The 25,816-nt window shown below is 64.4% G+C and carries 27 protein-coding genes; 21 read left to right on the top strand and 6 right to left on the bottom strand.

Annotated elements, in window-relative coordinates:
• Positions 1–9: 9 nt before the first annotated feature.
• Positions 10–807, bottom strand: a complete 798-nt coding sequence (locus tag FJ423_RS02565; protein WP_140838943.1) for a hypothetical protein — start codon at positions 805–807, stop codon at positions 10–12.
• A gap of 216 nt (positions 808–1,023) precedes the next feature.
• Here FJ423_RS02565 and pcaD point away from each other — a divergent pair, with 216 nt between their 5' ends.
• Genes pcaD through pobA form a run of 6 tightly spaced genes read left to right on the top strand, consistent with a single transcriptional unit; the run spans position 1,024 to position 5,822 of the window.
• Positions 1,024–1,836, top strand: a complete 813-nt coding sequence (pcaD, locus tag FJ423_RS02560; RefSeq protein WP_140838941.1) for a 3-oxoadipate enol-lactonase — start codon at positions 1,024–1,026, stop codon at positions 1,834–1,836.
• Positions 1,829–2,227, top strand: a complete 399-nt coding sequence (gene pcaC / locus FJ423_RS02555) for a 4-carboxymuconolactone decarboxylase (protein WP_140838939.1) — start codon at positions 1,829–1,831, stop codon at positions 2,225–2,227. Before pcaD ends, pcaC begins: the two co-directional genes overlap by 8 nt.
• Entirely contained in the window at positions 2,220–2,972 is a 753-nt protein-coding gene (pcaH, locus tag FJ423_RS02550; protein WP_140838937.1) for a protocatechuate 3,4-dioxygenase subunit beta, read from the top strand. Before pcaC ends, pcaH begins: the two co-directional genes overlap by 8 nt.
• Positions 2,972–3,586, top strand: coding sequence for a protocatechuate 3,4-dioxygenase subunit alpha (gene pcaG, locus FJ423_RS02545; protein ID WP_140838935.1), 615 nt, complete (start codon positions 2,972–2,974; stop codon positions 3,584–3,586). Before pcaH ends, pcaG begins: the two co-directional genes overlap by 1 nt.
• Positions 3,587–3,597: 11 nt before the next feature.
• On the top strand, positions 3,598–4,650 hold the full coding sequence (locus FJ423_RS02540) for a 3-carboxy-cis,cis-muconate cycloisomerase (RefSeq protein WP_140838933.1): 1,053 nt from the start codon (positions 3,598–3,600) through the stop codon (positions 4,648–4,650).
• The gene (gene pobA / locus FJ423_RS02535; protein ID WP_140838931.1) at positions 4,650–5,822 is read left to right on the top strand and encodes a 4-hydroxybenzoate 3-monooxygenase; all 1,173 of its coding nucleotides are present in this window, start codon (positions 4,650–4,652) and stop codon (positions 5,820–5,822) included. The genes FJ423_RS02540 and pobA overlap by 1 nt, the downstream gene beginning before the upstream one ends.
• A gap of 13 nt (positions 5,823–5,835) precedes the next feature.
• Here pobA and pcaF read toward each other — a convergent pair whose 3' ends face one another.
• The 3 genes from pcaF to FJ423_RS02520 are packed head-to-tail and all read right to left on the bottom strand — an operon-like array spanning position 5,836 to position 8,699.
• A complete protein-coding gene (pcaF, locus tag FJ423_RS02530) occupies positions 5,836–7,041 on the bottom strand; it encodes a 3-oxoadipyl-CoA thiolase (RefSeq protein WP_140838929.1) in 1,206 nt (401 codons plus the stop codon).
• Positions 7,042–7,845, bottom strand: coding sequence for a CoA-transferase subunit beta (locus tag FJ423_RS02525; RefSeq protein ID WP_140838927.1), 804 nt, complete (start codon positions 7,843–7,845; stop codon positions 7,042–7,044). It abuts the gene before it with no gap.
• Positions 7,842–8,699, bottom strand: coding sequence for a CoA transferase subunit A (locus FJ423_RS02520; RefSeq protein WP_140839488.1), 858 nt, complete (start codon positions 8,697–8,699; stop codon positions 7,842–7,844). The genes FJ423_RS02525 and FJ423_RS02520 overlap by 4 nt, the downstream gene beginning before the upstream one ends.
• Positions 8,700–8,801: 102 nt before the next feature.
• Between FJ423_RS02520 and FJ423_RS02515 the strand changes: the two genes are divergently transcribed.
• From FJ423_RS02515 to FJ423_RS02455, 13 genes are all read left to right on the top strand, one after another.
• Complete coding sequence (locus tag FJ423_RS02515; protein ID WP_140838925.1) at positions 8,802–9,572, top strand: IclR family transcriptional regulator C-terminal domain-containing protein; 771 nt, start codon at positions 8,802–8,804, stop codon at positions 9,570–9,572.
• Between the two features lie 143 nt (positions 9,573–9,715).
• Positions 9,716–10,441, top strand: a complete 726-nt coding sequence (locus tag FJ423_RS02510) for a GntR family transcriptional regulator (protein WP_140838923.1) — start codon at positions 9,716–9,718, stop codon at positions 10,439–10,441.
• A 2-nt stretch (positions 10,442–10,443) separates the two neighbouring features.
• Positions 10,444–11,472, top strand: coding sequence for an ADP-ribosylglycohydrolase family protein (locus tag FJ423_RS02505; protein ID WP_140838921.1), 1,029 nt, complete (start codon positions 10,444–10,446; stop codon positions 11,470–11,472).
• Positions 11,472–12,446: a PfkB family carbohydrate kinase gene (locus FJ423_RS02500; protein ID WP_140838919.1), complete on the top strand. Its 975-nt coding sequence runs from the start codon at positions 11,472–11,474 to the stop codon at positions 12,444–12,446. The genes FJ423_RS02505 and FJ423_RS02500 overlap by 1 nt, the downstream gene beginning before the upstream one ends.
• Before the next feature lie 39 nt (positions 12,447–12,485).
• Complete coding sequence (locus FJ423_RS02495) at positions 12,486–13,550, top strand: ABC transporter substrate-binding protein (RefSeq protein WP_140838917.1); 1,065 nt, start codon at positions 12,486–12,488, stop codon at positions 13,548–13,550.
• A 26-nt stretch (positions 13,551–13,576) separates the two neighbouring features.
• Positions 13,577–14,446 carry an ABC transporter permease gene (locus FJ423_RS02490; protein WP_140838915.1) on the top strand — a complete coding sequence of 290 codons (870 nt, stop codon included), beginning with the start codon at positions 13,577–13,579 and terminating at the stop codon, positions 14,444–14,446.
• On the top strand, positions 14,446–15,234 hold the full coding sequence (locus tag FJ423_RS02485) for an ABC transporter permease (protein WP_140838913.1): 789 nt from the start codon (positions 14,446–14,448) through the stop codon (positions 15,232–15,234). The genes FJ423_RS02490 and FJ423_RS02485 overlap by 1 nt, the downstream gene beginning before the upstream one ends.
• Positions 15,234–16,298: an ABC transporter ATP-binding protein gene (locus FJ423_RS02480; protein WP_140838911.1), complete on the top strand. Its 1,065-nt coding sequence runs from the start codon at positions 15,234–15,236 to the stop codon at positions 16,296–16,298. The genes FJ423_RS02485 and FJ423_RS02480 overlap by 1 nt, the downstream gene beginning before the upstream one ends.
• Positions 16,299–16,375: 77 nt before the next feature.
• The gene (locus FJ423_RS02475; RefSeq protein WP_140838909.1) at positions 16,376–17,464 is read left to right on the top strand and encodes a Gfo/Idh/MocA family oxidoreductase; all 1,089 of its coding nucleotides are present in this window, start codon (positions 16,376–16,378) and stop codon (positions 17,462–17,464) included.
• Between the two features lie 50 nt (positions 17,465–17,514).
• Positions 17,515–18,429: a sugar phosphate isomerase/epimerase gene (locus FJ423_RS02470; protein WP_140838907.1), complete on the top strand. Its 915-nt coding sequence runs from the start codon at positions 17,515–17,517 to the stop codon at positions 18,427–18,429.
• Positions 18,430–18,453: 24 nt separating this feature from the next.
• On the top strand, positions 18,454–19,545 hold the full coding sequence (locus FJ423_RS02465) for a fatty acid desaturase family protein (RefSeq protein ID WP_140839486.1): 1,092 nt from the start codon (positions 18,454–18,456) through the stop codon (positions 19,543–19,545).
• A gap of 29 nt (positions 19,546–19,574) precedes the next feature.
• Positions 19,575–19,889 carry a MocE family 2Fe-2S type ferredoxin gene (locus FJ423_RS02460; RefSeq protein WP_140838905.1) on the top strand — a complete coding sequence of 105 codons (315 nt, stop codon included), beginning with the start codon at positions 19,575–19,577 and terminating at the stop codon, positions 19,887–19,889.
• Between the two features lie 29 nt (positions 19,890–19,918).
• Positions 19,919–20,722 (top strand): 3-methyl-2-oxobutanoate hydroxymethyltransferase, encoded by an 804-nt coding sequence (locus FJ423_RS02455; RefSeq protein WP_140838903.1) that lies wholly within the window; start codon positions 19,919–19,921, stop codon positions 20,720–20,722.
• An 18-nt stretch (positions 20,723–20,740) separates the two neighbouring features.
• On the opposite strand, the gene hutH is transcribed toward FJ423_RS02455, so the two are convergent.
• Positions 20,741–22,237 carry a histidine ammonia-lyase gene (hutH, locus tag FJ423_RS02450; RefSeq protein ID WP_140838901.1) on the bottom strand — a complete coding sequence of 499 codons (1,497 nt, stop codon included), beginning with the start codon at positions 22,235–22,237 and terminating at the stop codon, positions 20,741–20,743.
• A complete protein-coding gene (locus FJ423_RS02445; protein WP_140838899.1) occupies positions 22,234–23,235 on the bottom strand; it encodes an ornithine cyclodeaminase family protein in 1,002 nt (333 codons plus the stop codon). The genes hutH and FJ423_RS02445 overlap by 4 nt, the downstream gene beginning before the upstream one ends.
• A gap of 443 nt (positions 23,236–23,678) precedes the next feature.
• Between FJ423_RS02445 and FJ423_RS02440 the strand changes: the two genes are divergently transcribed.
• Together FJ423_RS02440 and FJ423_RS02435 are read left to right on the top strand one after the other, a co-directional pair.
• A complete protein-coding gene (locus tag FJ423_RS02440; RefSeq protein ID WP_140838897.1) occupies positions 23,679–24,665 on the top strand; it encodes an ABC transporter permease in 987 nt (328 codons plus the stop codon).
• Positions 24,666–24,753: 88 nt separating this feature from the next.
• A complete protein-coding gene (locus FJ423_RS02435; RefSeq protein WP_140838895.1) occupies positions 24,754–25,779 on the top strand; it encodes a sugar ABC transporter substrate-binding protein in 1,026 nt (341 codons plus the stop codon).
• Positions 25,780–25,816: the final 37 nt, after the last annotated feature.

Raw genomic sequence — 25,816 nt, 5'->3', positions numbered from 1 at the left:
ATCAACCATTTAGTTGATGGCCGCATCGTCTTTCTGTTGTGGAACTTCCGCCGTTGGAATATCGGCAGTTTTTCGGTTCTTTTCTGATGAGAATACAGTTTTCCTCCCAGACTTTAGTGATACAGACCCGGCCCCTTCTGATGTGGCCTTGAGAGCCGCCTCCACGTACTCACCCTTTGGGTCTAGCGCGCCGCTTTGGTTGGTGTGGGTAAACTTTGTCTTCTCGGAACCGACACCCTTAGCAGCTTCGACGATGGCCTTGATTTTCTCCTCAAGCCCCAAAGCGTTCGGCGGGACGAACGTAAACTCAAGGCGGGTGAGTTTGCCTCGGTTTTGTTCGACAACCCTCCAGAATTCCTTCGCGTCTGAGACGTATTCGATGAATGCCTCATACTCGCGAGCAGGCAGACTGCTTTGGATGCGTTCGAAAAGCGCTTGAAGAAGGTTTTTGGAGGAGGCGATACCAGTTTGGATGGCTATCAGTTGCGAGTCGCTTGAAAGGTCAAGCAATAGCCATACTGGCCTCCAGCCATCAACTGTATCGATGGCGAAGCCTTGCTCCGGTCCACGATGATAAGGCTCTATTACCTGCTTTCCAACGCGACCGACAAAGATATTTCCGTAAATGCCGTCCCTCAAGAGGGTGTAGTGGCTGCCTCGGTATTCAAAATCCAAACTTGATGGCGAAAGAACCCGTTCAAGATATTCCCGGCGAGTGATTTCCCTCGCCGGCCCACCATCGGAACCGATCAATGAACTCTGGTCTGGCCTGATCAGAGACAGCCTTAGATATTCGAATATTGCCATAACCCCCTCCCATGCACCCTTTGCACATAGAAGCAGGCTAAAGCTCCAAAGTGGAGTCTGATTCGAACTGAGCAAATCTTCGGCCGTCGCGAACATGGCCAACTATGCCATAGATCGCGATTTCGATTCACATGTTCGAAGGGGATGCGTCCCGCCGATGGTTTCGATTTACCGAACCAAACCGCTGGTGCAATGTGGCTTTGGAGGATCGAAATCGTGCCATTCGTCAGCATAGGCGGCGTGACGCTGTATCACCGCTACATCGAGGCGACGGGCACGTCGCGTCCGATCATCTTCATCAATTCGCTGGGCACCGATTTCCGGATCTGGGACGACGTCGTCGCGCGGCTTGCCGGCGAAATACCGATGCTCGTCTACGACAAGCGCGGGCATGGGTTGTCGGATATCGGCGGCGGCGTGCGCTCGATCGAGGACCATGTCGACGACCTGCTGGGCCTCATCGATCATTTCGGCTTCGGGAAGGTCGTGCTGTGCGGCCTGTCGGTCGGCGGCCTGATCGCGCAGCGCCTCTATACCCGCCATCCCAAACGCGTGGAGGCGCTGATCCTCAGCGACACCGCGCACAAGATCGGCACGGATGAGAGCTGGAACACGCGCATCGCGACCGTCGAGCGCGACGGCATAGAGGCGATCGCCGACGGCGTGCTGAAAGTGTGGTTCACCCCGGATTTCCATGCAGCGCGCGCCGCCGAGCTGGCCGGCTGCCGCAACATGCTGACCAGGCAGGCGCTGCCTGGTTATATCGGGACATGCGCGGCGGTGCGCGATGCCGATCTTACCGACGCGGCGCGGCGTATCACTGCGCCGACGCTCTGCATCGTCGGCGATCAGGACGGCTCGACGCCACCCGACCTTGTTCGCTCGCTGGCGGATCTGATCCCAGGCGCCCGCTTCGAAATGATCCGCGATGCCGCGCACATCCCGTGCATCGAGCAGCCCGACGCGCTCGTCACCTTGATCCGCGATTTCGCCGCCTCATTGCCTGAGGAAACGTCTGCCCATGGATGATGTCACGAAGAACCGCTACCGGACGGGTCTCGAGGTCCGCCGCTCCGTGCTTGGCGATCCCCACGTCGACCGTGCCGAGGATGCCGCGACCGATTTCGACCGGCCGTTCCAGCAGTTGATCACCGAGGCCGCCTGGGGAACGGTATGGGCGCGGCCGGGCTGGTCGAAGCGCGAGCGTTCGATCGTGACGCTGGCCCTGCTTGCCGCGCTCGGCCATGACGACGAGGTGGCCATGCATGTGCGCGCCACCGCCAATACAGGCGCCACGCGGGACGACATCTGCGAGGCCTTCCTGCACGTCGCCGTCTATGCCGGCGTGCCGGCAGCCAACCGCGCCTTCAAGATTGCCAAGGAGGTGTTCGCGCAGATGGACGGAGCCGCCCATGGCTGAGCGAGGCTCGAACCGTTCACCCGAGACCGGCGCCTTCTTCCAGCGCGACCGCCAGTGGCATCCGGCCGCCTTCACGCCGAACTACAAGAGCTCGGTGCTGCGCTCGCCGCAACGGGCATTGGTGGCATTCGACAACACGCTGTCGGAACTGACCGGACCGGTCTTCGGGCACGCGATGCTCGGCGAGCTCGACAACGACCTGATCCACAATTTCGCCAGGCCTGGCGAGAGCGCCCTCGGCGAGCGCATCATCGTCCATGGACGCGTGCTCGACGAGCGGGGCAAGGGCGTGCCTGGCGTGCTGCTCGAATTCTGGCAGGCCAATGCCGGCGGCCGCTACCGTCACAAGAAGGACGCCTATCTCGCCCCTCTCGATCCTAATTTCGGCGGCTGCGGCCGCACGATCACCGGCGAAGACGGCAGCTACGCCTTTCGCACGGTCAGGCCCGGGCCCTATCCGTGGCCGAATGGGCCGAACGACTGGCGGCCGGCGCATATCCATTTTTCCGTGTTCGGCCATGGCTTCGCGCAGCGGCTGATCACACAGATGTATTTCGAGGGCGATCCGCTGATCTGGCGTTGTCCGATCGTCGGCGGCATTTCCAACAGGGAAGCTATCGAGGCGCTGATCGCCGCGCTCGACATGCAGTCGACCATCCCGATGGATGCGCTCGCCTACAAGTTCGACATCGTGCTGCGCGGGCGCCGCTCGACATTGTTCGAGAACAGGCCGGAGGGCAATTGATGGCGCAGTCGCTCGACCGGTTGAAGGAAAGCCCTTCGCAGACCGCCGGCCCTTACGTGCATATCGGGCTGACGCCCAATTTCTGCGGCATCGGCGGCGTCTATGCGAACGACCTTGGCTCGACGATGCTCAACGGCGAGACCAAGGGCGAGCGCATCGAGCTGCGCATCCGCGTGTTCGACGGCACCGGCACGCCGCTCAAGGATGCGCTGATCGAGATCTGGCAGGCGGATGCCAACGGGCTCTACAATTCGCCGTCGGAATTGCGCGGCGCCGCCGATCCGAATTTCCCTGGATGGGGCCGGCAGCCGACCGACATGGAAACGGGCGTCTGCCTGTTCCGGACGATCAAGCCGGGCCGCGTGCCGTTTCGCGACGGCCGGCTGATGGCGCCGCACATCACGCTGTGGATCGTGGCGCGCGGCATCAATGTCGGCCTGCACACCAGGCTCTATTTTTCCGACGAGGAAAAGGCCAATGCCGAGGACCCGATCCTCGCCCGCATCGAGCATCGCCTGCGTGTGCCGACGCTGATCGCCGAGCGCCGGGGCGATACTTACGTCTTCGACATCCACCTGCAGGGCGAAAAGGAGACGGTCTTCTTCGACAGCTGACCGGGGCCGCCATGACCGTTTCGCCCTTTGATCACCCGCTGCTTTCTGGCCTGCTCGGCGACGAAGAGGCGGCCAGACATTTTTCCGTCGAAGCCGACATCGCCGCGATGCTCAGCTTCGAACGGGCGCTGGCCGAGGCGGAGGCCGAGTGCGGCGCGATTTCCCGCGATGCGGCGACGGCGATCTCGAAGGCGCTGGCGGCGTTCCGGCCGGATACGGCGAAGCTGCGCGCCGGCGTCGCCGCCGACGGCGTCGTGGTGCCGGAACTGGTGCGACAGATCAAGGCTGCTGTTGGCGTGCCGCACGATGCATTCGTTCATTTCGGCGCCACCAGCCAGGATGTGATCGATACATCGCTGGTGCTGCGCCTGAGCGGGGCGGTCGAGCATGTCGGGCTGCTGCTCAGCGAGAACGTCGTGCGGCTCGCCGGACTCGAACAGGATTTCGAGGGCAGGGCGATGATGGCGGTGACGCGCATGCAGCCGGCGATACCGATCGTCGTGACCGACCGGATCGCTTCCTGGCGAGCGCCGCTCCAGCGTCACCAGGAACGGTTGAAGGAGCTCTCCGGCCGACTGCTTATCGTGCAGTTCGGCGGCGCCGCCGGCACGCTGGAAAAGCTCGGCGACAAGGCCGCCGCAGTGCGCGCCGCGCTTGCCGCGAAGCTTGGCCTCGCTGACGCGCCGCAATGGCACAATCAGCGCGACGCGCTCGCCGAGTTCGCCGGCTGGCTGTCGCTGGTGACCGGCAGCCTCGGCAAGTTCGGGAAGGACGTTGCGCTGATGGCGCAGGCGGGCACTGACATCAAGCTGTCCGGCGGCGGCGGTTCATCTACCATGCCGCACAAGCAGAATCCCGTGAAGGCGGAAGCCTTGGTGGCGCTCGCCCGCTTCAATGCCGTCCAGCTTTCCGGCATGCACCAGGCGCTGGTGCATGAGCAGGAGCGCTCGGGTTCGGCCTGGACGCTGGAATGGCTCATCCTGCCGCAAATGGTCGTGGCGACGGCGGCCGCGCTCAGGCTTGCAGCCGAGTTGGCCAGACAGATCGAGAGCCTCGGTCATTGATGCGCACGCAAGTCGCCATCATTGGCTCGGGGCCGTCCGGGCTGCTGCTCGGCCAATTGCTTGCCACGATTGGCGTCGAGACGATCATACTCGAGCGGTCGAGCCGCGAGCATGTGCTTGGCCGGGTACGCGCGGGCGTGCTCGAGCAGGGCACGGTGGACCTGCTCGGCGAAGCGGGCGCGGCGGAGAGGCTCTATGAACAGGGCCTGCCGCATGAAGGCATTTCGCTCGCCTTCGACGGCCGCGCGCACCGCATCGACATGACCGCGCTCACCGGCGGCAAGCATGTCACTGTCTATGGCCAGACCGAGGTGACGCTCGATCTGATGCGGAAGCGCGAGGCGGCGGACTTGGTGACTTTCTTCGAAACGTCGAATGTCGCGCTGCATGGTTTCGATGGCACGTCGCCCTTCGTCACCTACGAGAAGGACGGCGTCACGCACCGCATCGATTGCGACTTCATCGCCGGCTGCGACGGCTATCACGGCGTCAGCCGCAGATCAGTGCCGGAAAACGCCTTGAAGACGTTCGAGCGCCACTATCCGTTCGGCTGGCTGGGCGTGCTGGCCGAGGTGCCGCCGGCCGACCATGAGCTGGTCTATGCCAATCACGAGCGCGGCTTCGCGCTCTGTTCGATGCGCTCGCCGCAGCGCAGCCGCTACTATGTGCAGGTTCCCGCCGACGAGCGCGTCGAGGCCTGGTCGGACGACCGCTTCTGGGACGAGTTGCGCCGCCGCCTGCCGCCGGCGACGGCTGCCGCAGTCACCACCGGCCCATCGTTCGAGAAGTCGATCGCGCCGCTGCGCTCCTTCGTCGCCGAGCCGATGCGCTTCGGCCGGCTGTTCCTGGTCGGTGACGCCGCCCATATCGTGCCGCCGACCGGCGCCAAGGGCCTCAACCTCGCGGCCAGCGACGTGCGCTATCTGTTTGCCGGGCTTCGTGAATTCTACCGCGAAAAGTCAGACGCCGGGCTCGACGCCTATTCGGCCAAGGCGCTGGCGCGGGTGTGGAAAGCGGTGCGCTTTTCCTGGTGGATGACGACGATGCTGCACCGTTTTCCGGAGACGGGAGAGTTCGGCCAACGCATCCAGGAAGCCGAGCTCGACTATCTCGTGCATTCGAGAGCCGCATCGACCGCGCTCGCCGAAAACTACGTCGGCTTGCCCTATTGATCTGCCTGACTGGTCAAACCCGCTCCAGCGCGAGGGCGATGCCCTGGCCGACGCCGATGCACATGGTGGCTAAAGCCAGCTTGCCGCCGCGCTCGCGAAGCTCGAGCGCCGCCGTGCCGGTGATGCGCGCGCCCGACATGCCGAGCGGGTGACCGAGCGCGATCGCGCCGCCATTCGGATTGACGTGCGCGGCATCCTCGGCGATGCCAAGCTGGCGGAGTACGGCAATGCCTTGCGAGGCGAAAGCTTCGTTCAATTCGACGACGTCGAACTGTTCGGGCGTCAGGCCAAGGCGGGCGCAAAGCTTCTCGGTGGCCGGGGCCGGACCGATGCCCATGATGCGCGGCGCCACACCGGCGACGGCGCCGCCGAGGATGCGGGCGATCGGCGTCAGGCCATACTTCTTCGCCGCCGCTTCCGACGCGATGATGAGGGCCGCCGCACCGTCATTGACGCCGGAAGCGTTGCCGGCGGTGACGCTGCCGCCCTGGCGGAATGGCGCCGGCAGTTTGGCCAGGGTCTCGACGGTGGTGCCGGCGCGTGGATGCTCGTCCTTCGAGACGACGACCGGATCGCCTTTCTTCTGCGGGATCGTCACGGACGTGATCTCTTTCGCCAGCCGGCCGCTGCCTTGAGCGGCAACGGCCTTGTCCTGGCTGCGCACCGCGAAGGCGTCCTGGTCCGCGCGGGAAACGGAAAAATCCTCGGCGACGTTCTCCCCGGTCTCCGGCATGGACTCGACGCCATATTGCTTCTTCATCAGCGGGTTGACGAAGCGCCAGCCGATGGTGGTGTCATAGATCTCGGCGTTGCGCGAAAAGGCGGCGTCGGCCTTCGGCATGACGAAAGGCGCGCGGCTCATCGATTCGACGCCGCCGGCAATTATCAGCTCGGCCTCGCCCGATTTGATGGCGCGTGCGGCGATGGTGACGGCATCCATGCCCGAGCCGCACAGGCGGTTGACTGTCGAACCGGGGATGTCCTGCGGCAGGCCGGCAAGCAGCAGCGCCATGCGCGCTACATTGCGATTGTCCTCGCCGGCCTGGTTGGCGCAGCCATAGACGACATCATCGACGGCCGCCCAGTCGACGCCCTGATTGCGCTCGACCAAGGCCCTCAACGGGATGGCGCCGAGGTCGTCGGCGCGGACGGAGGACAACGAGCCGCCGAAGCGGCCGATGGGCGTGCGGATGTAGTCGCAAATGAAGGCTTCAGTCATCTAGGCAGCTTTCCCCTCGGCGATCCCCTGATGCGCCGCCTTGGTGCGGACATGCAGGTCGCGCAATGTCTTCAGCTCGAGTTCCGTCGGCGCCGGCGTCTCGTCAAGAGCCTCCGCGAACTTGACCGTCCAGCCACAGGTCTCCTGTACCTGCTCGCGCGTGACGCCGGGGTGCAGCGACACCACTGTGAATTCCTTGGTCACAGGGTCCGGCTTCCAGATGGCGAGGTCCGTGATCAAAAGCGTTGGCCCGGCGGTATCGATGCCGAGCCGCTTGCGATGATCGCCGCCATCGCCATGGCCGAAGGAGGTGAAGAAGTCGACCTTTTCGACCATGCCGCGCTTCGACTGCGCCATGGTGATGTAGACCTGCTTTGACGAAGTGGCGATCTCCGGCGCGCCGCCGCCGCCGGGCAGGCGGGTCTTGGGATGCGCATAGTCGCCGATGACGGTGGTGTTGATATTGCCGAATTTGTCGAGCTGGGCGGCGCCCAGAAAGCCGATCGAGATGCGGCCGCCCTGCAGCCAATAGCGGAACATCTCCGGCACCGCGACGGTGGTGACCGCCGTCTCGCACAATTCGCCGTCGCCGATCGACAGCGGCAGCACGTCGGGCGCCGTGCCGATGGTGCCGCTCTCATAGATCAAGGTGATATCCGGCGCATGCGTCAGCCGCGCGACGTTGCAGGCGGCCGACGGCGCGCCGATGCCGACGAAGCAGACATCGTCGCTCTTCAAGGCGCGGCTGGCGGCGATCGTCATCATCTCGTTCGGGGTGAAACCAATCTCCTTCGCGTCGCTCATGCGGCTTTCCTCAGATGTTCGATGCGGCCGGCAAAGTCATCCGGGCTGCTCTCGATGACGTTCTGCTGCATCCACGCCTGGAAGCGACCGCGGTCGGCGGCGATCTCGTCCCATTCGAGATAGGCGGCGTTGTCGCGCTCGTAATAGCCATGCGTGTAGGAGGGATGCGAGCCACCGGGCACGACCGAAATCGCAGCGATCGTCCAGCTGGGCAGCACGGTGAGATTGGGGTGGAGTTCGTCGAAGCTGTCGACCATTTCCTCGACCGTCACCACTGCGCGCTTTGCGGCAAGAACAGCCTCCTTCTGGATGCCGATAATGCCCTCGACCAGCACGTTGCCTTTGCGGTCCGCCTTCTGCGCGTGGATGAAGGTGACGTCCGGCCTTATCGCCGGAACGGCCGCCAACACCTCGCCCGTGAAAGGGCAGGTGACGGATTTGATGTTTGGATTGACCACGGCAAGACCGGCGCCGCGATAGCCGCGGAACACCGCACAAGGCAGGCCGGCGGCGCCCGCCTCATAGGCATTGGCCATGCCGGCGTGGCTGTGCTCCTCGATCTCGATGGCGCGGGGAAAGCCGTTCTCGATGGCGTCGCGGGCGCGTCTGAGCAGGCCGACGCCGGGATTGCCGATATAGGAGAAGACGATTTTCCTAGCCATGCCCATGCCGATCATCTGGTCATAGATCAGGTCGGGCGTCATGCGGATCAGCGTCAGGTCGCGAAAGCCCTGGCGGATCGCCTCATGCGCGGCGGCGGTCGGGATCAGATGAGTGAAGCCCTCGAAGGCGACCGTATCGCCGTCATGCAGGTTTTCCGCGACCGCCTCTTTCAGCGGCAGGAACTTGACCATCTCCAGACCCCACGAAAAAGTTCGCATTGCGAACATCTGTTTTGTATGACATATTTCTAACTCCGAGCTCTGCATTGAGTCAACGCCGGCATGGAGGCGCTCGTGGGAGAGGAAGTAATTTCGCGCGACCACGTCGGCTCGCTGGAACGCGGCCTGGCAGTGATGGAAATCCTTGCGCGCCATCCGGCCGGCATGACGCTGACCGAGATGGCCGAAGAGGCCGACCTCACCCGCGCGGGCGCCCGCCGCTTTCTGCTGACATTGGTCGCCACGGGCTATGCGACGCAGTCCGGCCGGCTGTTCTCGCTGTCGCCGCGCCTTTTGACCGTCGCGCGGACCTGGCTCGGCGGCGCATCGCTTTGGACGTTCGCGGCGCCGATCATGCGCGAGGTGGCGGGCAAATTCGACGAGGCCTGCAACGCGGCGGTGCTATCGGGTGAGGACGTCGTCTATGTTGCGCGCATCCCCGGACGGCGGATCTTAAGCGTCGCGCTCGATGTAGGCACGCGGCTGCCGGCCTATTGCACCTCGATGGGGCGGGTGCTGCTTTCCGGTCTGGAGGCGGACGACTTGAAGACCTTCCTGGCGCAAGCGACCATCGAGCGGCGGACGCCGAAGACGATCACCGGCCGCAACGCGCTCGGCAAGGCCATCGACAAGGCGAGGGCGGAGGGCTTCGCCATCGTCGACGAGGAACTGGAACTCGGCCTGCGCTCGATCGCGGTGCCGATCGTCGATCGCGCCGGCCGCACCGTCGCCGCCATCAACGTCTCGACGCAGTCGGCGCGTTTCTCGGTCGAGGCGATGGAGCGCGACATCCTGCCGGTGCTGCGCCAGGCCAAGCAGCGCGTCGAGGAGTTCTTCTTCGCTTGAGCGGCGCGTCTCCGGTTGCCGCCGCACGTTCATTCTGCGCCCGGTCCTCCTTCCGTTCTTGAATGGTGATGAAGGTTCGTTGACGGGGGAATTCAAATCCGATATTGAACAGGATTATACAGGTTCACTGAACAGGTATCGATATGGCCCGTCGCGCGACGCAGATCACTCCCGGCACGGGCAAGCCCGAGCAGATCGCGACGGTTCTGGAGCATGAGATACGCTCCGGCCTGCTCGGCTTCGGCGACCGCCTGCAGAGCGAAAACGAGCTCGTCCAGCGCTTTTCCGTCAGCCGCAACACGGTCCGCAAGGGGCTCGAGGAACTGTCGAGCCGCGGGCTGATCACCACCAAGGTCGGCATCGGCTCATTCGTCACCTTCGACGGCATGCCGGTCGACGACGCGATCGGCTGGTCGCGCGCGCTTGCCAATGCGGGCGCCAATGCCGAGACACGCACGTTGCGGCTCGAGATCATCGAGGACGCCGAACTGGCGGCCAGGCTCGGCGTCGAGAGCTCGTCCTTCATCGCCGTCGATCGTGCCCGCACCAACGCCGACGACGGCCATGCCATCTCGATCGAGCGCAGCCGGCTGCCGCTGTCGCCGGAGTTGGAAGACATACCGCTGCGCGGCCTGCGCGAAGGCTCGCTGCACCAGACGCTGCGCGGGGCAGGGCTTGTTCCCGATCACGGCGAGGAATGGGTCGACATCGAGATGCTGAGCGCTTCCGACGCAGCCATCCTCGCCTGCGCGCCCGGCACGCCGTTCCTGCGCACACGCCGCCTGACACGCGCCGCCGATGGGCGCGCCATCGAATTCGTCACCAGCCTGCTCAACCCGGCGCATTTCGCGCTGCACCTGGAGTTCTGAGCATGGCGGCCGACGCGATGGACCGGGCTATGGGCGCGCTGATCGGCGGGGCGCTGGGCGATGCGCTGGGCATGCCGACGCAGCTTCTGTCGCCGGCCCGTATCGCCGAGCTCTACGGCCATGTCGAGGATTTCGTCGCGCCTGCCGCCGATCACCCGGTGTCGAAAGGGCTGCCCGCCGGCGCGATCACCGACGATACGGAACAAGCGCTGCTGCTTGGCCGCATCCTCGTCGAATCCGGCGAGCGTTTCGATCATGCGCGCTGGGTCAACGCGCTGCTCGACTGGGAGCGCGAGGTCAAGGCGCGCGGCAGCTACGACCTGCTTGGGCCGTCGACCAAGCGCGCTATCGATGCCATCAACAGCGGCGTGCCCGCGGAGGAGGCCGGCCGCGGCGGCGACACCAATGGCGCTGCGATGCGCATCGCGCCGGTCGGTATCATGATGCCGCCGGAGCCGCTCGACGTTCTGGTTTCCAAGGTGGCGGAAACCTGCCGGGCCACGCACAACACCTCGATCGCCATCGCATCGGCTGCGGCGGTCGCAGCCGCCATCAGCCTCGGTGTCTCGGGCGGCGACTGGCGTGGCGCTTCCGGCCATGCGGTCGCCGCCGCAAGGCTAGGTGCTGCGCTCGGCCATTGGGTCACCGGCGGCGACATCGCCGCGCGCATCGTCTGGGCGCAGGAGCTTGTCCGCGGCAAGGCGGAGAAGCAAGCCATCAAGCTGATCGTTGACCTGGTCGGCACCGGCGTCGCCAGCCAGGAATCGGTGCCGGCGGCCTTCGCCGTGCTGGAGGTCGCGCAAGGCGATCCGTGGCGGGCAGCCGTCATCGGCGCCAATCTCGGTGGCGACACCGACACGATCGGGGCGATTGCCGCCGGCATGGCGGGCGCCTGCGCCGGCCTGTCGAGGCTGCCGCAGGACCGCATCGCCCAACTGCATGGCATCGACATCGCGGACGTCCGTGCGCTGGCTGGCGACCTGGTCGCCGCACGCGGCTCCAAGGCCGACCCAGGCAAGGAGGTTGCCTGATGAGCGGGCGCCTCGTTCATGTCGGCAGCGCCGTGGTCGACTATGTCTACCGCATCGACGCCCTGCCGGCGGCCGGCACGGAAAAGACCGCGTCAGCTTACGCGCGGGTCGCCGGCGGCGGCTTCAACATGATGGTGGCGGCGAGCCGCACCGGCATGAAGGTGGTGTTCGGCGGCCAGCTCGGCACCGGGCCGGACGGAGACTTCCTGCGCAAAGCCTTCGCGGCCGAAGGCATCGAGACGCTGACGCCGCCATCGCCTTCGATGGACAGCGGCAATTGCGTCGCGATGATCAGCGGCGACGCGGAGCGCACCTTCGTTTCGTGGCCGGGCGCCGAGAGCCGGCTCACGCCGGACATGATGAAGCTAGTGCAAGTCGTTGCGGGTGATTGGGTTTCTACTTCCGGCTATACGTTGAGCTATCCCGGCAGCCGCGACGCGCTTGCCGATTGGATCGAGGCGCTTCCGGCCGGCATTCCTTTCGTCTTCGATCCGACACCGGTGATCGCCGACATTCCACGGCCGATCCTGGACAGGGTTCTGGCGCGTACGACCTGGTTGAGCTGCAACACCAATGAGGCTGCCGAGATTGCCGGCGCCGGCGATGCCCAGACCGTCGCGATCCGATTGCTCGCCGAGCATTGCCCCAGGGCCGAAGGCGTCGTCATCCGCGCCGGCGCGCATGGCTGCTTGGTGCGCATGGCCGATGGCGGCACCCGCGCGGTGCCGGGTTTCAAGGTCGAAGCCGTCGACACCAACGGGGCCGGCGACACGCATATCGGCGCCTTCGTCAGCGGCCTTTCGCGCGGCATGGGCGCTTGCGAGGCGGCACGCTATGCCAATGCGGCGGCCGCGCTTTCGGTCACCCGCCATGGCGGATCTTCGGCGCCCACCGACACGGAAATCCGGGAGTTCCTGACCGAGCGCGGCGAAACGACGACCGCGCTCGGCCGGGCGGAAGCGACTGCAACTTAACAAGCCCGTCAATCGGGCAAACAATGAGAGGAAAAGAACATGCGCATGCCCAGACTGACCGCTTTCCTGACGGCCACCGCCGTCTTTGCCTCCGCCTTTACGCTGGCCGCCCAGGCCGCCGAGGAAGTGCATGTGCTCAACTGGAAGGGCTATGGCGCCGACGAGCCGTGGGCGGTCGCCAATTTCGAGAAGGCGACCGGCTTCAAGGTGGTCAACGACTTCTTCAACTCCGAACAGGAGATGCTGACCAAGATCCGCACCAATCCCGGCCTCTACGACGTCGTCATGATCAACGCCGCCTTCAACGACCAGGCGATGGCCGGCAAGCTGATCCAGCCGATCGACATCTCGAAGCTCTCCAACTATGCCGATATCGCCAAGGACAAGGCCAGCTCGCCGATGCTCAACCATGACGGCAAGGTCTATGGCGTGCCGTGGGTGTGGGGCCTGACGGCTCTGGCGATCAACGACAAGTCCTTCGACAAGCCGCCGACGAGCATCGCCGAGATGTGGAACCCGGCGCATAAGGGCCGCGTCATCATCCGCGACGATGCCGTCGAGGCGGTGCAGTTCGGCGCGATTGCGTCGGGTCAGGACATCAACGACATCAAGGATATGGGCGCGGTCAAGGCGAAGCTCACCTCGCTGATGCCGCAGATCAAGACCTTCTGGAGCTCGGAGAACGACTGGAACCAGATGGTCGCCTCCAACCAGATCGACATCGGCACCTATTGGAGCGGCTCGGCCGACCGCGCCAAGACCCATTTCAAGCTGCCGGTCTCGCTGGTCATCCCGCAGGAAGGCGCCGTCGCCTGGCTCGACGCCTTTTCGATCCCGGTCGGCTCGAGGAATGTCGCGGGCGCCGAGGCCTTCATCAACTATATGATCGACCCGAAATTCTACGTCGAATGGGTCACCAAGGTTGGCGCGCCGGTTTCGGCCAACACCAAGGCTGTCGACGCGCTGCCCGAGGACGCCTTCAACCGCAAGGTCATGGGCAGCCCCGAGGTCGCAAAGCGCATCCAGTTCCAGGCGCCGATCACCGACGCGCAGCGCGAGAAATACCTGGCGCTGTGGCAGGAGCTGAAGGTCAACGTGAAGTAATCACGTCTTTCGGTGAGGAGAGGCAGATGGCTGACCAGCTTGCGATCGGTTCGCGCCGCGGACTGAGGCCGGCCTTGCCGCTTCTCCTTCCGGCCTATCTGTGGCTGACGGTGGCGATCTTCCTGCCGCTGTCGGCCATGGTGTTCTTCTCCTTCATGACCGACCTGCCGCTGGCCGGAAAGGAATGGTCGTTCACGCTCGGCAACTATGCAGCTTTCTTCTCGCAGAGCCTCTATTCGACGCTGTTGTTTTCATCGCTGCGGCTCGGGCTGGAGGTGACGCTGTGGTGCGTCGTCATCGGCTACCCGGCGGCCTATGTGCTTGCGAAGGTGCTGAAAGGGCGCAGCCGCGAGGCGATCTTCCTGCTCGTTATCCTGCCCTTCTGGTCGAACGGGCTGGTGCGCATCTTCTCCTGGGCGATGGTGCTGCGCGAAGGCGGCATCCTCGACACCGCGCTCAATGCGTTGCTGCCGTTCAAGATCAACATTGATCTCATGTATTCCTACCCAGCCGTCATCATCGGCCTGGTGCACTCCTATGTGCCCTATATGGTGCTGACCTGCTATCTCACGCTGCAGGCCATCGATGATTCGCTGATCGAGGCGGGCCGCTCGCTTGGCGCATCGCGGCGGCAGGTGCTGTGGCGGGTGATCATCCCGCTGTCGATGCCGGGCCTGATCGCGGGTGCCGCGCTGATCTTCGTACCGGTAGTCGGCTCCTTCATGGAGCCGCGCATCCTCGGCGGCCGCACCGGTACCTTCTACGGCACCATCATCGAGGACCAGTTCGTCGCCGTCTTCAACTGGCCGCTGGGCGCGGCACTCTCCTTTATCCTGCTCGCGGTCGTGCTGATCATCCTGGCGCTGGCCGCGCCTGTCCTGCGGAGGGCTGCGTGATGGCGACGACGCGCGTCCTCGAATGGCTCGGGCGCTTCTACATCGTGCTTTTGCTCGGCTTCCTCTACCTGCCGATCATCATCATGGCGGCGATGTCCTTCGACGCTTCGCCCTTCTACCAATTGCCGTTCGAATGGACGACGGACTGGTATTCATCGCTCTGGCAGAACGACCAGTTGATCGCGGCGACCTGGAACAGCATCGAGATCGCCGTCATCACCACTTTGATCTCGACGGTGCTGGGCTCGATGGCCTCGCTGGCGCTCTACCGTTACGACTTCCGCGGCAAGAAAGTCCTGCAGGCGCTGCTCTTCCCACCGATCGCCATCCCGTGGCTGATCACCGGCACGGCAATGCTGATCTTCTTCTTCGGCGTCGGCATCGGCCGCGGGCTGGTGGCAATCCTGCTCGGCCATGTCGCGCTGGCGCTGCCTTATGTGATCGTCGTCGTGTCGGCCCGGCTGCAGACCTTCGCGCCAGAGCTGGAGGAAGCGGCGCGCTCGCTCGGCGCCAACCAGTGGCAGATGACCATGCGGGTTACTTTGCCGTGGATCATGCCTGGGGTGATCGCCGGCGGGCTGTTCGCCTTCGCCGTGTCGTTCGACCAGTTCGTGGTCTCGTATTTCCTGTCGACGCCCGGCCAGACGACATTGCCGGTCGAAATCTATGCCGCGATCCGCAAGGGTTTCACGCCCGAGATCAACGCGGTCTCGACGATCATCATTGTCGTGTCGATGGCGCTGATGCTGCTCACGGCGCGCTTCTTCAAGTTTGGTGGAGAGAAATAATGGCTGGCGTCCAGGTCGCGAACGTCTCGCGCAGCTTCGGCGCGCACAAGGCGCTGGACGATGTCTCGATCGATTTTGCCGATGGCGGCTTCTACGCGCTGCTCGGACCTTCGGGCAGCGGGAAGACCACGCTGCTCCGCCAGATCGCCGGCTTCGATTTTCCGGATTCCGGCCGCATTGCGATCGGCGGCGAGAGCGTCGAGCGCGTGCCGGTCGAAAAGCGGCGCATCGGCATGGTGTTCCAGAACTATGCGCTGTTTCCCAATATGAGCGTCGCCGACAATATCGCCTTCGGCCTGTCGGTGCGCGGCGAGGCGAAAGCGACAATCGCTGCGGAAGTGCAACGCGCGCTCGATCTCGTACAGCTCGGCAAGCTCGGCGGGCGAAAGCCGCACCAGCTCTCCGGCGGCCAGCGCCAGCGCGTGGCGCTGGCGCGGGCCATCGTTACCAAGCCGCGCGTGCTCTTGCTCGACGAGCCGCTCGGCGCGCTCGACAAGGCATTGCGCGTCGACATGCAGATCGAGCTGAAGCGCATCCAGCGCGAGATCGGCATCACGACCATTTTCGTCACCCACGACCAGGAAGAGGCGCTGACGATGAGCGACCGCATCGGCATATTGCGCGACGGCAGGCTGGTGCAGGAAGGACCGCCGGAAGAGATCTACGACAGGCCGCAAAGCGAGTTCGCCGCGACTTTCCTCGGCGACGCCAATATCTTTCACGGCAACGCGACCGGCTCAGGGATCAGGCTGCCCGACGGCACGACGATCGCGGCTTCGACAGGCGCATCGGTGCCGGCCGGCGCCAAGGCGAGCTGCGCCGTTCGGCCCGAGCGCATCCGGATTTCGCCCGGCGCGGCAAAGCCCGATCCAGCCAATGTCAACACGCTCACGGGGCAGGTCTCAAAGCGCATCTTCGCCGGCAACAACAGCACCTATTTCGTCAACCGCGGCGGCCAGACTTTGAAGGTGATCGTCCAGAACACCGGTGCCGAACGCCTCGCAGAGGATCAGCCCGTCGTACTCAGCTGGTCGCCGGACAGCACGGTGCTGATTGCCGCCTGACTGATGGGAAATGATGGCGCGGGCCTTGGCTGAGGTCCGGACCATGGCGTTATATCCATCCTCCAAGGGAGGAATGGATGGCGAGTATAGGCTTCGAACCGGACGTGACAGTTCGGGTCAGGGAATATCGGATCGGCTGCATCGGCGCCGGCATGATCATGGCCGAATGCCATCTCGCCGCCTATCACGAAGCCGGTTTTCCGGTGGTCGCCATAGCATCGCGCACCAAGGCCAATGCGCAGAAGGTCGCCGATCGCTGGAATATTGCGACCGTCCACGAGACGCCGGAGCAATTGATCGAGGACAGCCAGGTCGAGATCGTCGATCTGGCCTTTCCGCCCGATCAGCAACCGGCTTTGATCCGCCATGCGTTGAAGCAGCCGCACATCAAAGCGATCTTGGCGCAGAAGCCGCTGGCGCTTTCGGTCGAGGAAGCTGTGAAGCTGCGCGACGAAGCGGCTGCCTCCGGCAAGATCCTCTCGGTCAATCAGAACATGCGCTATGATCAGTCGATGCGCGTCTTGAAGCAGATCATAGACAGCGGCGCGCTTGGCGACATCGTCTTTGCCGAGATCGACATGCACGCGATCCCGCACTGGCAGACCTTCCTTGCCGATTACGACCGACTGACGCTCGCCAATATGAGCGTGCATCACCTCGACGTGCTGCGTTTCCTTTTTGGCGAACCGGAGGAGATAACCACGCTGACGCGCAAGGATCCGCGCACGGCGTTCGAGCACTCGGACGGCATCACCGTGTCGACGCTGCGCTTCCCCTCGGGCGTGCTTGCCGTTTCGCTGGAGGACGTCTGGTCCGGCCCGCGCCAGGAGGGTTACGAGGACGATCAGCACATCAATTGGCGGGTCGACGGCATCAAGGGCGTCGCCAAGGGCACGATTGGATGGCCGAAGGGCGTCGCGTCGACGTTGACCCATGCCTCGAGCGAAACGACGGGCGGCAAATGGGTCAGCCCAAGCTGGGAGACGATGTGGTTTCCGCATGCATTCATCGGCGTCATGGAGCAGTTGCAATACGCGCTGAAGACCGGCACGCCGCCGGCGCTGTCGGTCGCCGACAACGTCAAGACCATGGCGCTGGTCGAGGCCGGCTACCGTTCGATGGCGGAAGGTCGCACGATCAGGCTGTCCGAAATCTCTGTCGACTAGGCGACTAAAAGGCAGGGCAACTGAATCGCTTACCCAGAGGACTTCACCTCATGATGCAGGCAGGTATCTTCACAGGCTATTTTCCCTACGAGCTGGAAGAGTCCGCCAGGCGCATCCGTGCGCTCGGCTTCAACACCGTGCAGCTCGACCTGCATTTCAAGGATATCGACCTGTCGGCCGGGCAGATCTCCACGGAAAAGGCGCGGAAAGTGCGCGACACTTTTCGCGATCATAACCTGCCAGTCTGCTGCGTGTCCGGCTACACCAACATCATTCATCCGGACAAGACCGAGCGCGACAGGCGACTGGCGTATCTGAAGGAGATTATCCGCAATGCGCGCCATTTCGGCTCGCCTTACGTGATCTCGGAAACCGGCACCTACAACACCGAGTCCGACTGGGTGCATCACCCGAAGAACAAGACCGAGGAGGGGTTCGAGGAATGCCGCAAAGTGATTTCCGACCTTGCCCGGACGGCTTACGACCACGGCGCCGTGTTTCTGCTTGAGACCTATGTCAACAACGTCGTCGGTTCGGTCGAGGAGACGGTCAGGATGTTCGCACAGGTCGACCACCCCGGTCTCGGCCTGTTGATGGATCCGACCAATTACTTCGAGGCGCACAACATCGACCGCATGGACCATGTGCTGAACCAGGTGTTCGACACGCTGAGCGACAAGATCAGGATCGCGCATGCCAAGGACGTCAAGCGCTCGGGCGACGACAAGTCCGAGAAGCATGCCGATATCGGCGATGCGGACGCGCATGAGGGGCTTACCTTCCGCGGCGTCGGCGAGATCGAGCTGCCGGCGCCGGGCCTCGGCGCGCTGAACTACGACCTCTATCTGAAGCGGCTCAGCGAGAAGCATCCGAACATCCCGGTGATCATCGAGCACCTGACCGAGGACGACGTGCCGCGCGCGAAAAAATTCCTCGATGAGAAATTCTGCGCCAACGGAGTTTGACGGCTGGGGAATATGACGATGGCGATGGCCGGCAGCACCAAGCGCGACTACAGCCTTGTCGGCGAAAGCACTCGGCTTGCGATCGAGACCGGGCTCGCCTCGGCCGAGTGGTACCATACCGACGTGCCGCGCAAGACCATGAAGGAATTGATGCAGCGCTCCGATGGGCCGGCGATCCGCGACACCATCATCTGGATCGTCGCGATCCTGGGCTCGGCGGCCGGCATCGTCTGGTTCTGGGGCACGTGGTGGGTGGTGCCGTTCCTGTTCGTCTACGGCGTGCTCTACGGCTCGTCGAGCGACTCGCGCTGGCACGAATGCGGCCACGGCACCGCCTTCCGCGCGCGCTGGATGAACGATGTCGTCTATCAGATCGCCTCGTTCATGCTGATGCGCAACCCGGTGCAGTGGCGCTGGAGCCATGCGCGCCACCACACCGACACGATCATCGTCGGCCGCGACGCCGAGATCGCGGTGATGCGGCCGCCCGATCTTATCAAGGCGGCTTTGGCCTTCACCGGCATCCTCGACTTCCGTTATTCGCTGCCGACGCTGGTGCGCCAGGCCTTCGGCAGATTGTCGGACGAGGAGAAGAGCTACATTCCTGAGATGGAGCAGCACAAGGCGGTGACCGCGGCGCGCTGGCACATGGTCGTGTATGCCGCGACGATTGCTGTCGCGATCGCGCTTGGATCATGGATACCGCTCGTATTGATCGGCCTGCCGCGGCTCTACGGCACCTGGCACATGGTGCTGACGGGGCTGTTGCAGCATATCGGGCTGGCCGACAACGTCACCGATCACCGGCTGAACACGCGCACCGTCTACATGAACCCGGTCAGCCGCTTCATCTACTGGAACATGAACTACCATGTGGAGCACCACATGTTCCCGATGGTGCCGTACCACGCCCTGCCGAAACTGCATGAGCTCATCAAGCACGATCTGCCGGTGCCGAACCCGTCGATGTGGCACGCCTATCGCGAGGTCTGGCCGGTGCTGCTCAGGCAGCTGAAATACGAGGACTATTATCTCAAGCGCGAATTGCCGCCGACGGCCAAGCCTTATCGCGGCGAGTTCCACGATCTCGACATAACGGCCGCGGCCGCCGAATAGGAGCAGCTTAGGCAAATTGGAGAAAGACGATGGCGGAGTGGGTCGAAGCATGCGCGGTGGATGATGTGGACGAGGAGGATGTGATCCGCTTCGACCATGGCGGCCGCACCTTCGCGATCTACCGCTCGCCGGAAGACGCGTTCTTTGCCACGGACGGCTTCTGCACGCATGAAAAGGCCCATCTCGCCGATGGGCTGGTGATGGACGACATCATCGAATGCCCCAAGCACAATGGCCGCTTCAATTACAAGACCGGCCAGGCCAAGGGCGCGCCGGTCTGCGTCGACCTCAAGACCTATCCGGTCAAGGTCGAGGCCGGTAAGGTGATGATCGATATCGGCTGAAAGCCGCCAGACAAAACAGGATGTAACCGATGAGCCGGAAGAGACCGACCGTTGCCGATTTGCGCGCCATGAAGGGCAAGCGGCAATTGACCATGCTGCGCGTGCTGACGCTGGAGGAAGCCGAGGCTGCCGAGCGGGCAGGGGTCGACATCGTCTCGGTGCCGCCGGACCTGGTTCTCAACCCGCAATATCGCGACGCCGCGCCCAGCCTCTTCACCATGCCGGGCGACAATTTCTTCGAGATCGGCACGGCCGACGATTTCGTGCGCTGGTCGTTCCGGCTCTACAAGGCCGGCGCCGACGCGGTCTATTGCAGCGCCGGCTACGCCACGATCAAGCGCATGGCCGACGACGCCATCCCGGTCATCGGCCATGTCGGCCTGATCCCGTCGCGCGCGACCTGGACCGGCGGCTTCAAGGCGGTCGGCAAGACCGCCGATACCGCCATGCAGGTGTTCGAGGCGGTCAAGCAGTTGGAGGCGGCCGGCGCGATCGGCGCCGAGATCGAGGTGGTGCCGGTGGAAGTGGCGAAGGCGATCTCGGAACGTACTTCGCTGATCATGCTGTCGATGGGCGCCGGCACCGGCTGCGACGCGCAATATCTGTTCGCCGAGGATATCCTCGGCACCAATCGCGGCCACATGCCGCGCCACTCGAAAGTCTATCGCAACTTCGCCGCCGAATATGACCGGCTTCAGCAGGAGCGCATTGCGGCGTTTTCCGAATATGTCGCCGACGTCAACAGCGGCGCCTATCCTGAAGACAGGCATGTCGTGCACATGGATCCGGACGAGCTCACCCTCTTCATGAAGAAGGTGGACGCAAAGCCCTGAACCAAGAATCGAAAAGCGTCAGCCCGTGGCCGGAGGGCCTTGCCAGATTCCGCTGACGAGAGCGGCATAGAGCGCTTCAGCGTCGATGCCGAGCGGCCTGTCTTCCTTGAGCGTCGCCACATGCGAACGCACGGCCGCGTGGATCGCGCCGGTGGCCGGCGCCAGCGCCATGCCCTCGCGCAAGTCGACGGCCTGCGCTGCAGCCATCAGTTCCAAGGCGATCAGTCGCCGCCACAGCACGATCATCTCGGCGCATTTGGCGACGGCGAGCGGCGTCTGCGTGGCGTGGTCCTCGACGCCCTCGGACACGGGCAGGAAATCGAGCATCACCGGATTGGCCTTGTGGCGGATCGCGGCCAGGATCGCCGTCACCGTCTTCTGCAGCGGCACGAAGCCGGCAGAGGCACCGCCGACTGGCGAGAGGTATTTCGGCAGGCCGTGGCGGGTCGAGCCGGTGAGCTGGACGAAGCGCGCGGCGGACGCTGCCGCGCATTGCGCGATCGCCAGGCCAAGCGTCTCGAAGGCGAGCGACAGCGACGCGGTGTGGAAGTTGCCGGTCGACATGACCAGCTCATCCTCGGCAAGCACCAGCGGATTGTCGGCGGCGGCGTTGATCTCGATCTCGACAGCAAGCCTGGCATGGTCGATCGCCTGGATCAGCGCGCCGTGGATCGAGGGCATGCAGCGGATCGACAACGGATCCTGGATGGTGGTCGGCGCCGGCGCCTCATCGCGCGCCAAGAGGTCGCGCAGCGCCTTGGCCGCAAGCTGCTGGCAGGCGCCCGGGCGTGCCTGATGCTGGCGCGGATCGAGAATGGTGCGGTTGGCGCCGATGCCTTCCATCGTCAGCGCGCCGGCCTGCTGCTGCTGGTCGAGCGCCGACAGCGCATCGGTCAGCGCCAGCGCTCCGATCCCGGTGGAAACGGCCGAGGCGTTGATCAGGGAAAGACCGTCCTTCGGCGAGAGAGTGACCGGTGCAAGCCGCGCCATCATCAGCGCCTTGGCGGCAGGCATGCGGCGGCCCTGATATTCGGCTTCGCCATCGCCAATCAGTACGCGGGCAACCGCCGTCATCAGCAGAAGATCGCCGGCGCCGATCGAACCCAGCGACGGCATCACCGGATGCACGCCGGCATTGAGCGCTTCGACCAGCGCGGTGAAGACGCGCGGCGACAGGCCCGAGCCGCCGGCGGCGAGCATCGCAAGACGGGCGAACATCGCCGCCCGCACCACCGGAACCGGCAGAGCATCGCCGACGGCGGCGCTGCGGCCTTCGATCAGCTGGCGCTGGAAGGCGCCGGCGTCGCCTACGACAGCCGTGACGAGATTGGCGCCGAGCCCGGTGTTCAGCCCGTAGATCTGCTGGCCGCCGGCCGCGGCGGCATCGAGAACCTGGCGAGCCTTGTCGAGCTTTTCCAGGACGGCAGGCGTGATCTCGACCTTGCAGGCGTTGCGCGCGGCGGCAACCACATCCTCGATGCTGACGCCGGCGCCGGTGAGAACGAGCGGGCTCATGCGAAGCGCAGCCTCTGGCCGATGCCGTTTTCGCCGGCCTTGGCGAGCATGGCCTTGCCGAGCGCGATGTCCGACAGCGAGAGGCCGCGATGCCAGAACAGGATCGTCTCGCCATCGCTTTGCCGGCCGGCTTTGAGGCCGGCCGCGATCTGGCCGAGCTCGGCATGCAGCGTCGCCTCGCTCAGCCGTCCTGTCTCGACATGGGCGCGCAGCGAGCCGAACTTGCCGCCCTTGCACTGGCCCCAGTCATCGACGACGATCTTCTGCATGATATCGGTCAATGACAGCTCGACCGCGCTCATCGTGCCATAGGGCACGACCAACGCGCCGCGCTTGATCCATTCGGTCTTGAGCAGCGGCTGCGGTTCCGGCAGCCGCGAGGCTTCGACGACGATGTCGGCGCCTTCGACGCAGCTTTTCCAGTCAGCCACGGCCATGACCGGCTTGCCGAGGTCGGCCGCCAGCCTGGCGACAAAGCTATCGCGGCTTTCGGGGCGGCGTGAGTGGACGCGGATCTCGTCGAAGTCGAAGAGATGGTCGAGCAGGCGCACGTTCCAATAGGCGGTGCCGCGCGCGCCGATATGGCCGAGCACCTTGGACGACTTCTTCGCCAGATGCTTGGCGCCGATGGCGGTGACCGCGCCGGTGCGCATGTCGGTGATGACGGTGGCGTCGAGGATGGCGCGCGGCGTGCCGGTGCGCGGATCGAAAAGGTTGAGGATGCCGAATTCCGACGGCAGGCCGTGCCTGTAGTTTTCGACATAGTCGCCGACGATCTTCACGCCGGCGGCATCGAGCGGCGCCACATAGCCGCGCAGCACGTTGAAGTGGCCGTGGAAGGAGGGATCCGGCTCGAGATGGACGCGCGGCTCGATCACCGTCTGGCCGTTGCCCTGCGCGACGAGCCCGGCTTCGACGGCGCCGATGATCTCGGCGTCCGTCATGGCAAGCGCTTCGATATCGAGAGCATTGAGGTAGTCGATATAAATCGGCTTCATGCGTTTTCCTCGGCCCACCCCCGGGCTCATCCATAACAGGCGAGACGGCGACACGGAAGTTTGTTGGATAAGCTCTGGACTGGGCCGGCGCCGCGGCGGTGTGTGCATGCTCCTGCCGGCCAATGCCGGCGCAGAGGTTTCGGGCCATTCAGCGAAGAATTGACGTCGTGCCGGGCGCATTTTGCGGACTCGAATTGCGCCGGTCCCGCGGGGTCCGAACAGGTTCTTTCGCGCGCCGTGCGATCACGGCAACGAACTGCCAAAAGCCCAAGAGTTTCCGCCAATTGCGCCAGTTACGGCAATCGATGCGTCCACTCGGAAAATAGTCGGAGAGGCGCGGTTCTTGAACGCGGATTCATTTGACGAGCCGCTGTTGAGCCGATTAGCTTTCGTGCGGGGTGCAGGCCGGCAAGGCCTTGCCCTCGGGGCGAAAGACACAAGCGATGAATGCGACCGGCTGGCCGAACTGGAGGCGCCTTAATCAGGAAGGCATCGTCTTTGCCATCGCCATCCTGTTGTCCGCCGCCGCTGCGCTGGGTCTGCCCGGTTTCCTGACCGCCGACAATTTGGTGGCCATCGTCCGCTCGGTCTCGGTGCTCGGCATTCTGGCGCTTGGCATGGCGGTCGTCATCATCGGCCGCGGCATCGACCTGTCGGCGGTGGCGATCATGGCGATGTCGGTCGCCTGGTACCTGCAACTGCTCAACACCGGAACTTCGGACGGACTCGCCTTCGTCTATGTGCTGGCGGGCGTTTTAGCCATCGGCCTGCTCAACGGCTTTCTCGTCGCCTATGCCGACGTGCCGGCGATCTTCGTGACCTTGGCCACCGGCTCCTTCGTGTTCGGCTATGTGCGCTCGCAACTGATCACGCAGGATGCCGTGCCGGTGCCCGGCGGACACTGGGTCGAGTTGCTCGGCGGCGTCCGCTTCCTCGATATTCCGGTCGAGGTGTTCGTCTTCGCCGGTTTGGCTTTCCTGGTGTTCCTGTTCCTGCGCTACACCAAATGGGGCCGCTTCATCTATTTCGCCGGCGACAATCCGGTCGCTGCCCGCAACATCGGCGTTCCGGTACGGCCCATGCTGGTGCTGCGCTACGTGCTCTCGGCCTTCGTGGCGCTGATCGCCGGGCTTTTGACGGCAGCCAGCCTGCATTCGATCAACACCCGCATCGTCAACTCGACGCTGCTCTACGACATCGTGCTTGTGGCGGTGATCGGCGGCATCGGGCTTTCGGGCGGCAGAGGCGGGGTGCGCAACGTGCTGGTGGGGGCGGCGCTGATCGGCATCCTGCTCAACGCCATGACCATCATCGACATTCCGCTGCTCTACCAGAACCTGATCAAGGCGGCGATCCTGCTCGGGGCCATCATCGTCGACGGCATCATCAATCCGCGCGACGAACAGACGGCGCAACAGGGCGACATTTAGAGCGGATGGGCCAGCCCATCTTGCTCTGGGGTACCCCGGAGCGATCGCGACGATCGCCCGGCAACGAAAACCGAACCAGAGGTGTGACATGAGACTGCTCAGAACATTGATGGCCGCCGCCACGGCGCTCGCCGTTACCGCCTTCGCGGCGCCGAGTCTTGCCGCGGACGATCCCGGCCCGGCCGCCTATGCCAAGGCGCTCAACGGCAAGCGCGTCATGCTCGTGCCGCTGGCGATGGGCTTCGACCTGGCGCAGGGTTGGGCGCACTACCTGAAGAAGGAAGTCGAGGCCTGGGGCGGCACGTTCGAGACCCGCGACCCGAACTGGGTGGTCGATGCCGGCGCGCAGGCGATCACCGACGCCATCGCTTCGGACACGCGGCCGGACGTGCTGATCATTCATGCGCCCGACCTCAACTCCTACTCGAAGCTGATGAAGAAGGCGCAGGCCGCCGGCACCTATGTGCTGCTGGTCGACAATCCGGCGAACTTCCCGGCCGACGCCTTCGTCGGCAGCGACTGGGACAAGCTCGGCCAGCTCGAAGCCGAAGCGGCGATCAAAGGCTGCGGCGAGAATTCGTCCAAGAAGATCGGGTTGGTGCAGGGCGACCAGGCGAACTCGTCGAGCCTCTACCAGTATGCCGGCATCATGAAGGTGCTGGAGAAGCATCCCGACTTCCAGGTGGTGGCAAAGCCCGACTCGAACTGGGACGCGACCACGTCGCGCAACGTGACGACGACGATGCTGCAGCAGCACCCGGACATCTGCTCGATCATCGACTTCTGGGACGGCGACGCCACCGGCGCCTCGGCCGCGATCCGCGACGCCAAGCTCGACGGCAAGGTGTTCCTGGTCACCACCGGCGGCGGCGAGAAGGCGGCCGATTGCGACAAGCTGAACGACGGCACCTATGGCGCCGTGGTGATGACCGATCTTGCCCGCCAGTCGGGCGACATGAACGCCATCATCAAGTTCCTGCTGCAGAGCGGCCAGCCGGCCGGCACCTCGCACACCTACATCTACACGCTGGAGAAGGCGACGACCAAGGCCGACCTCAAGCCCGACAGCTGCTGGGACCTGAAGGCGCTGCAGGCCGAAGCGGCGGCGAAATAAGCCGCGCAGCCGTAAAAGCATCCACGGGTGGCCGGAT

Source organism: Mesorhizobium sp. B2-8-9, from assembly GCF_006439475.1.
In the GTDB taxonomy this organism is placed as follows: domain Bacteria; phylum Pseudomonadota; class Alphaproteobacteria; order Rhizobiales; family Rhizobiaceae; genus Mesorhizobium.
Note: the sequence above shows the minus strand (reverse complement) of the source record. Positions and strands in the feature narration are given on the sequence as shown.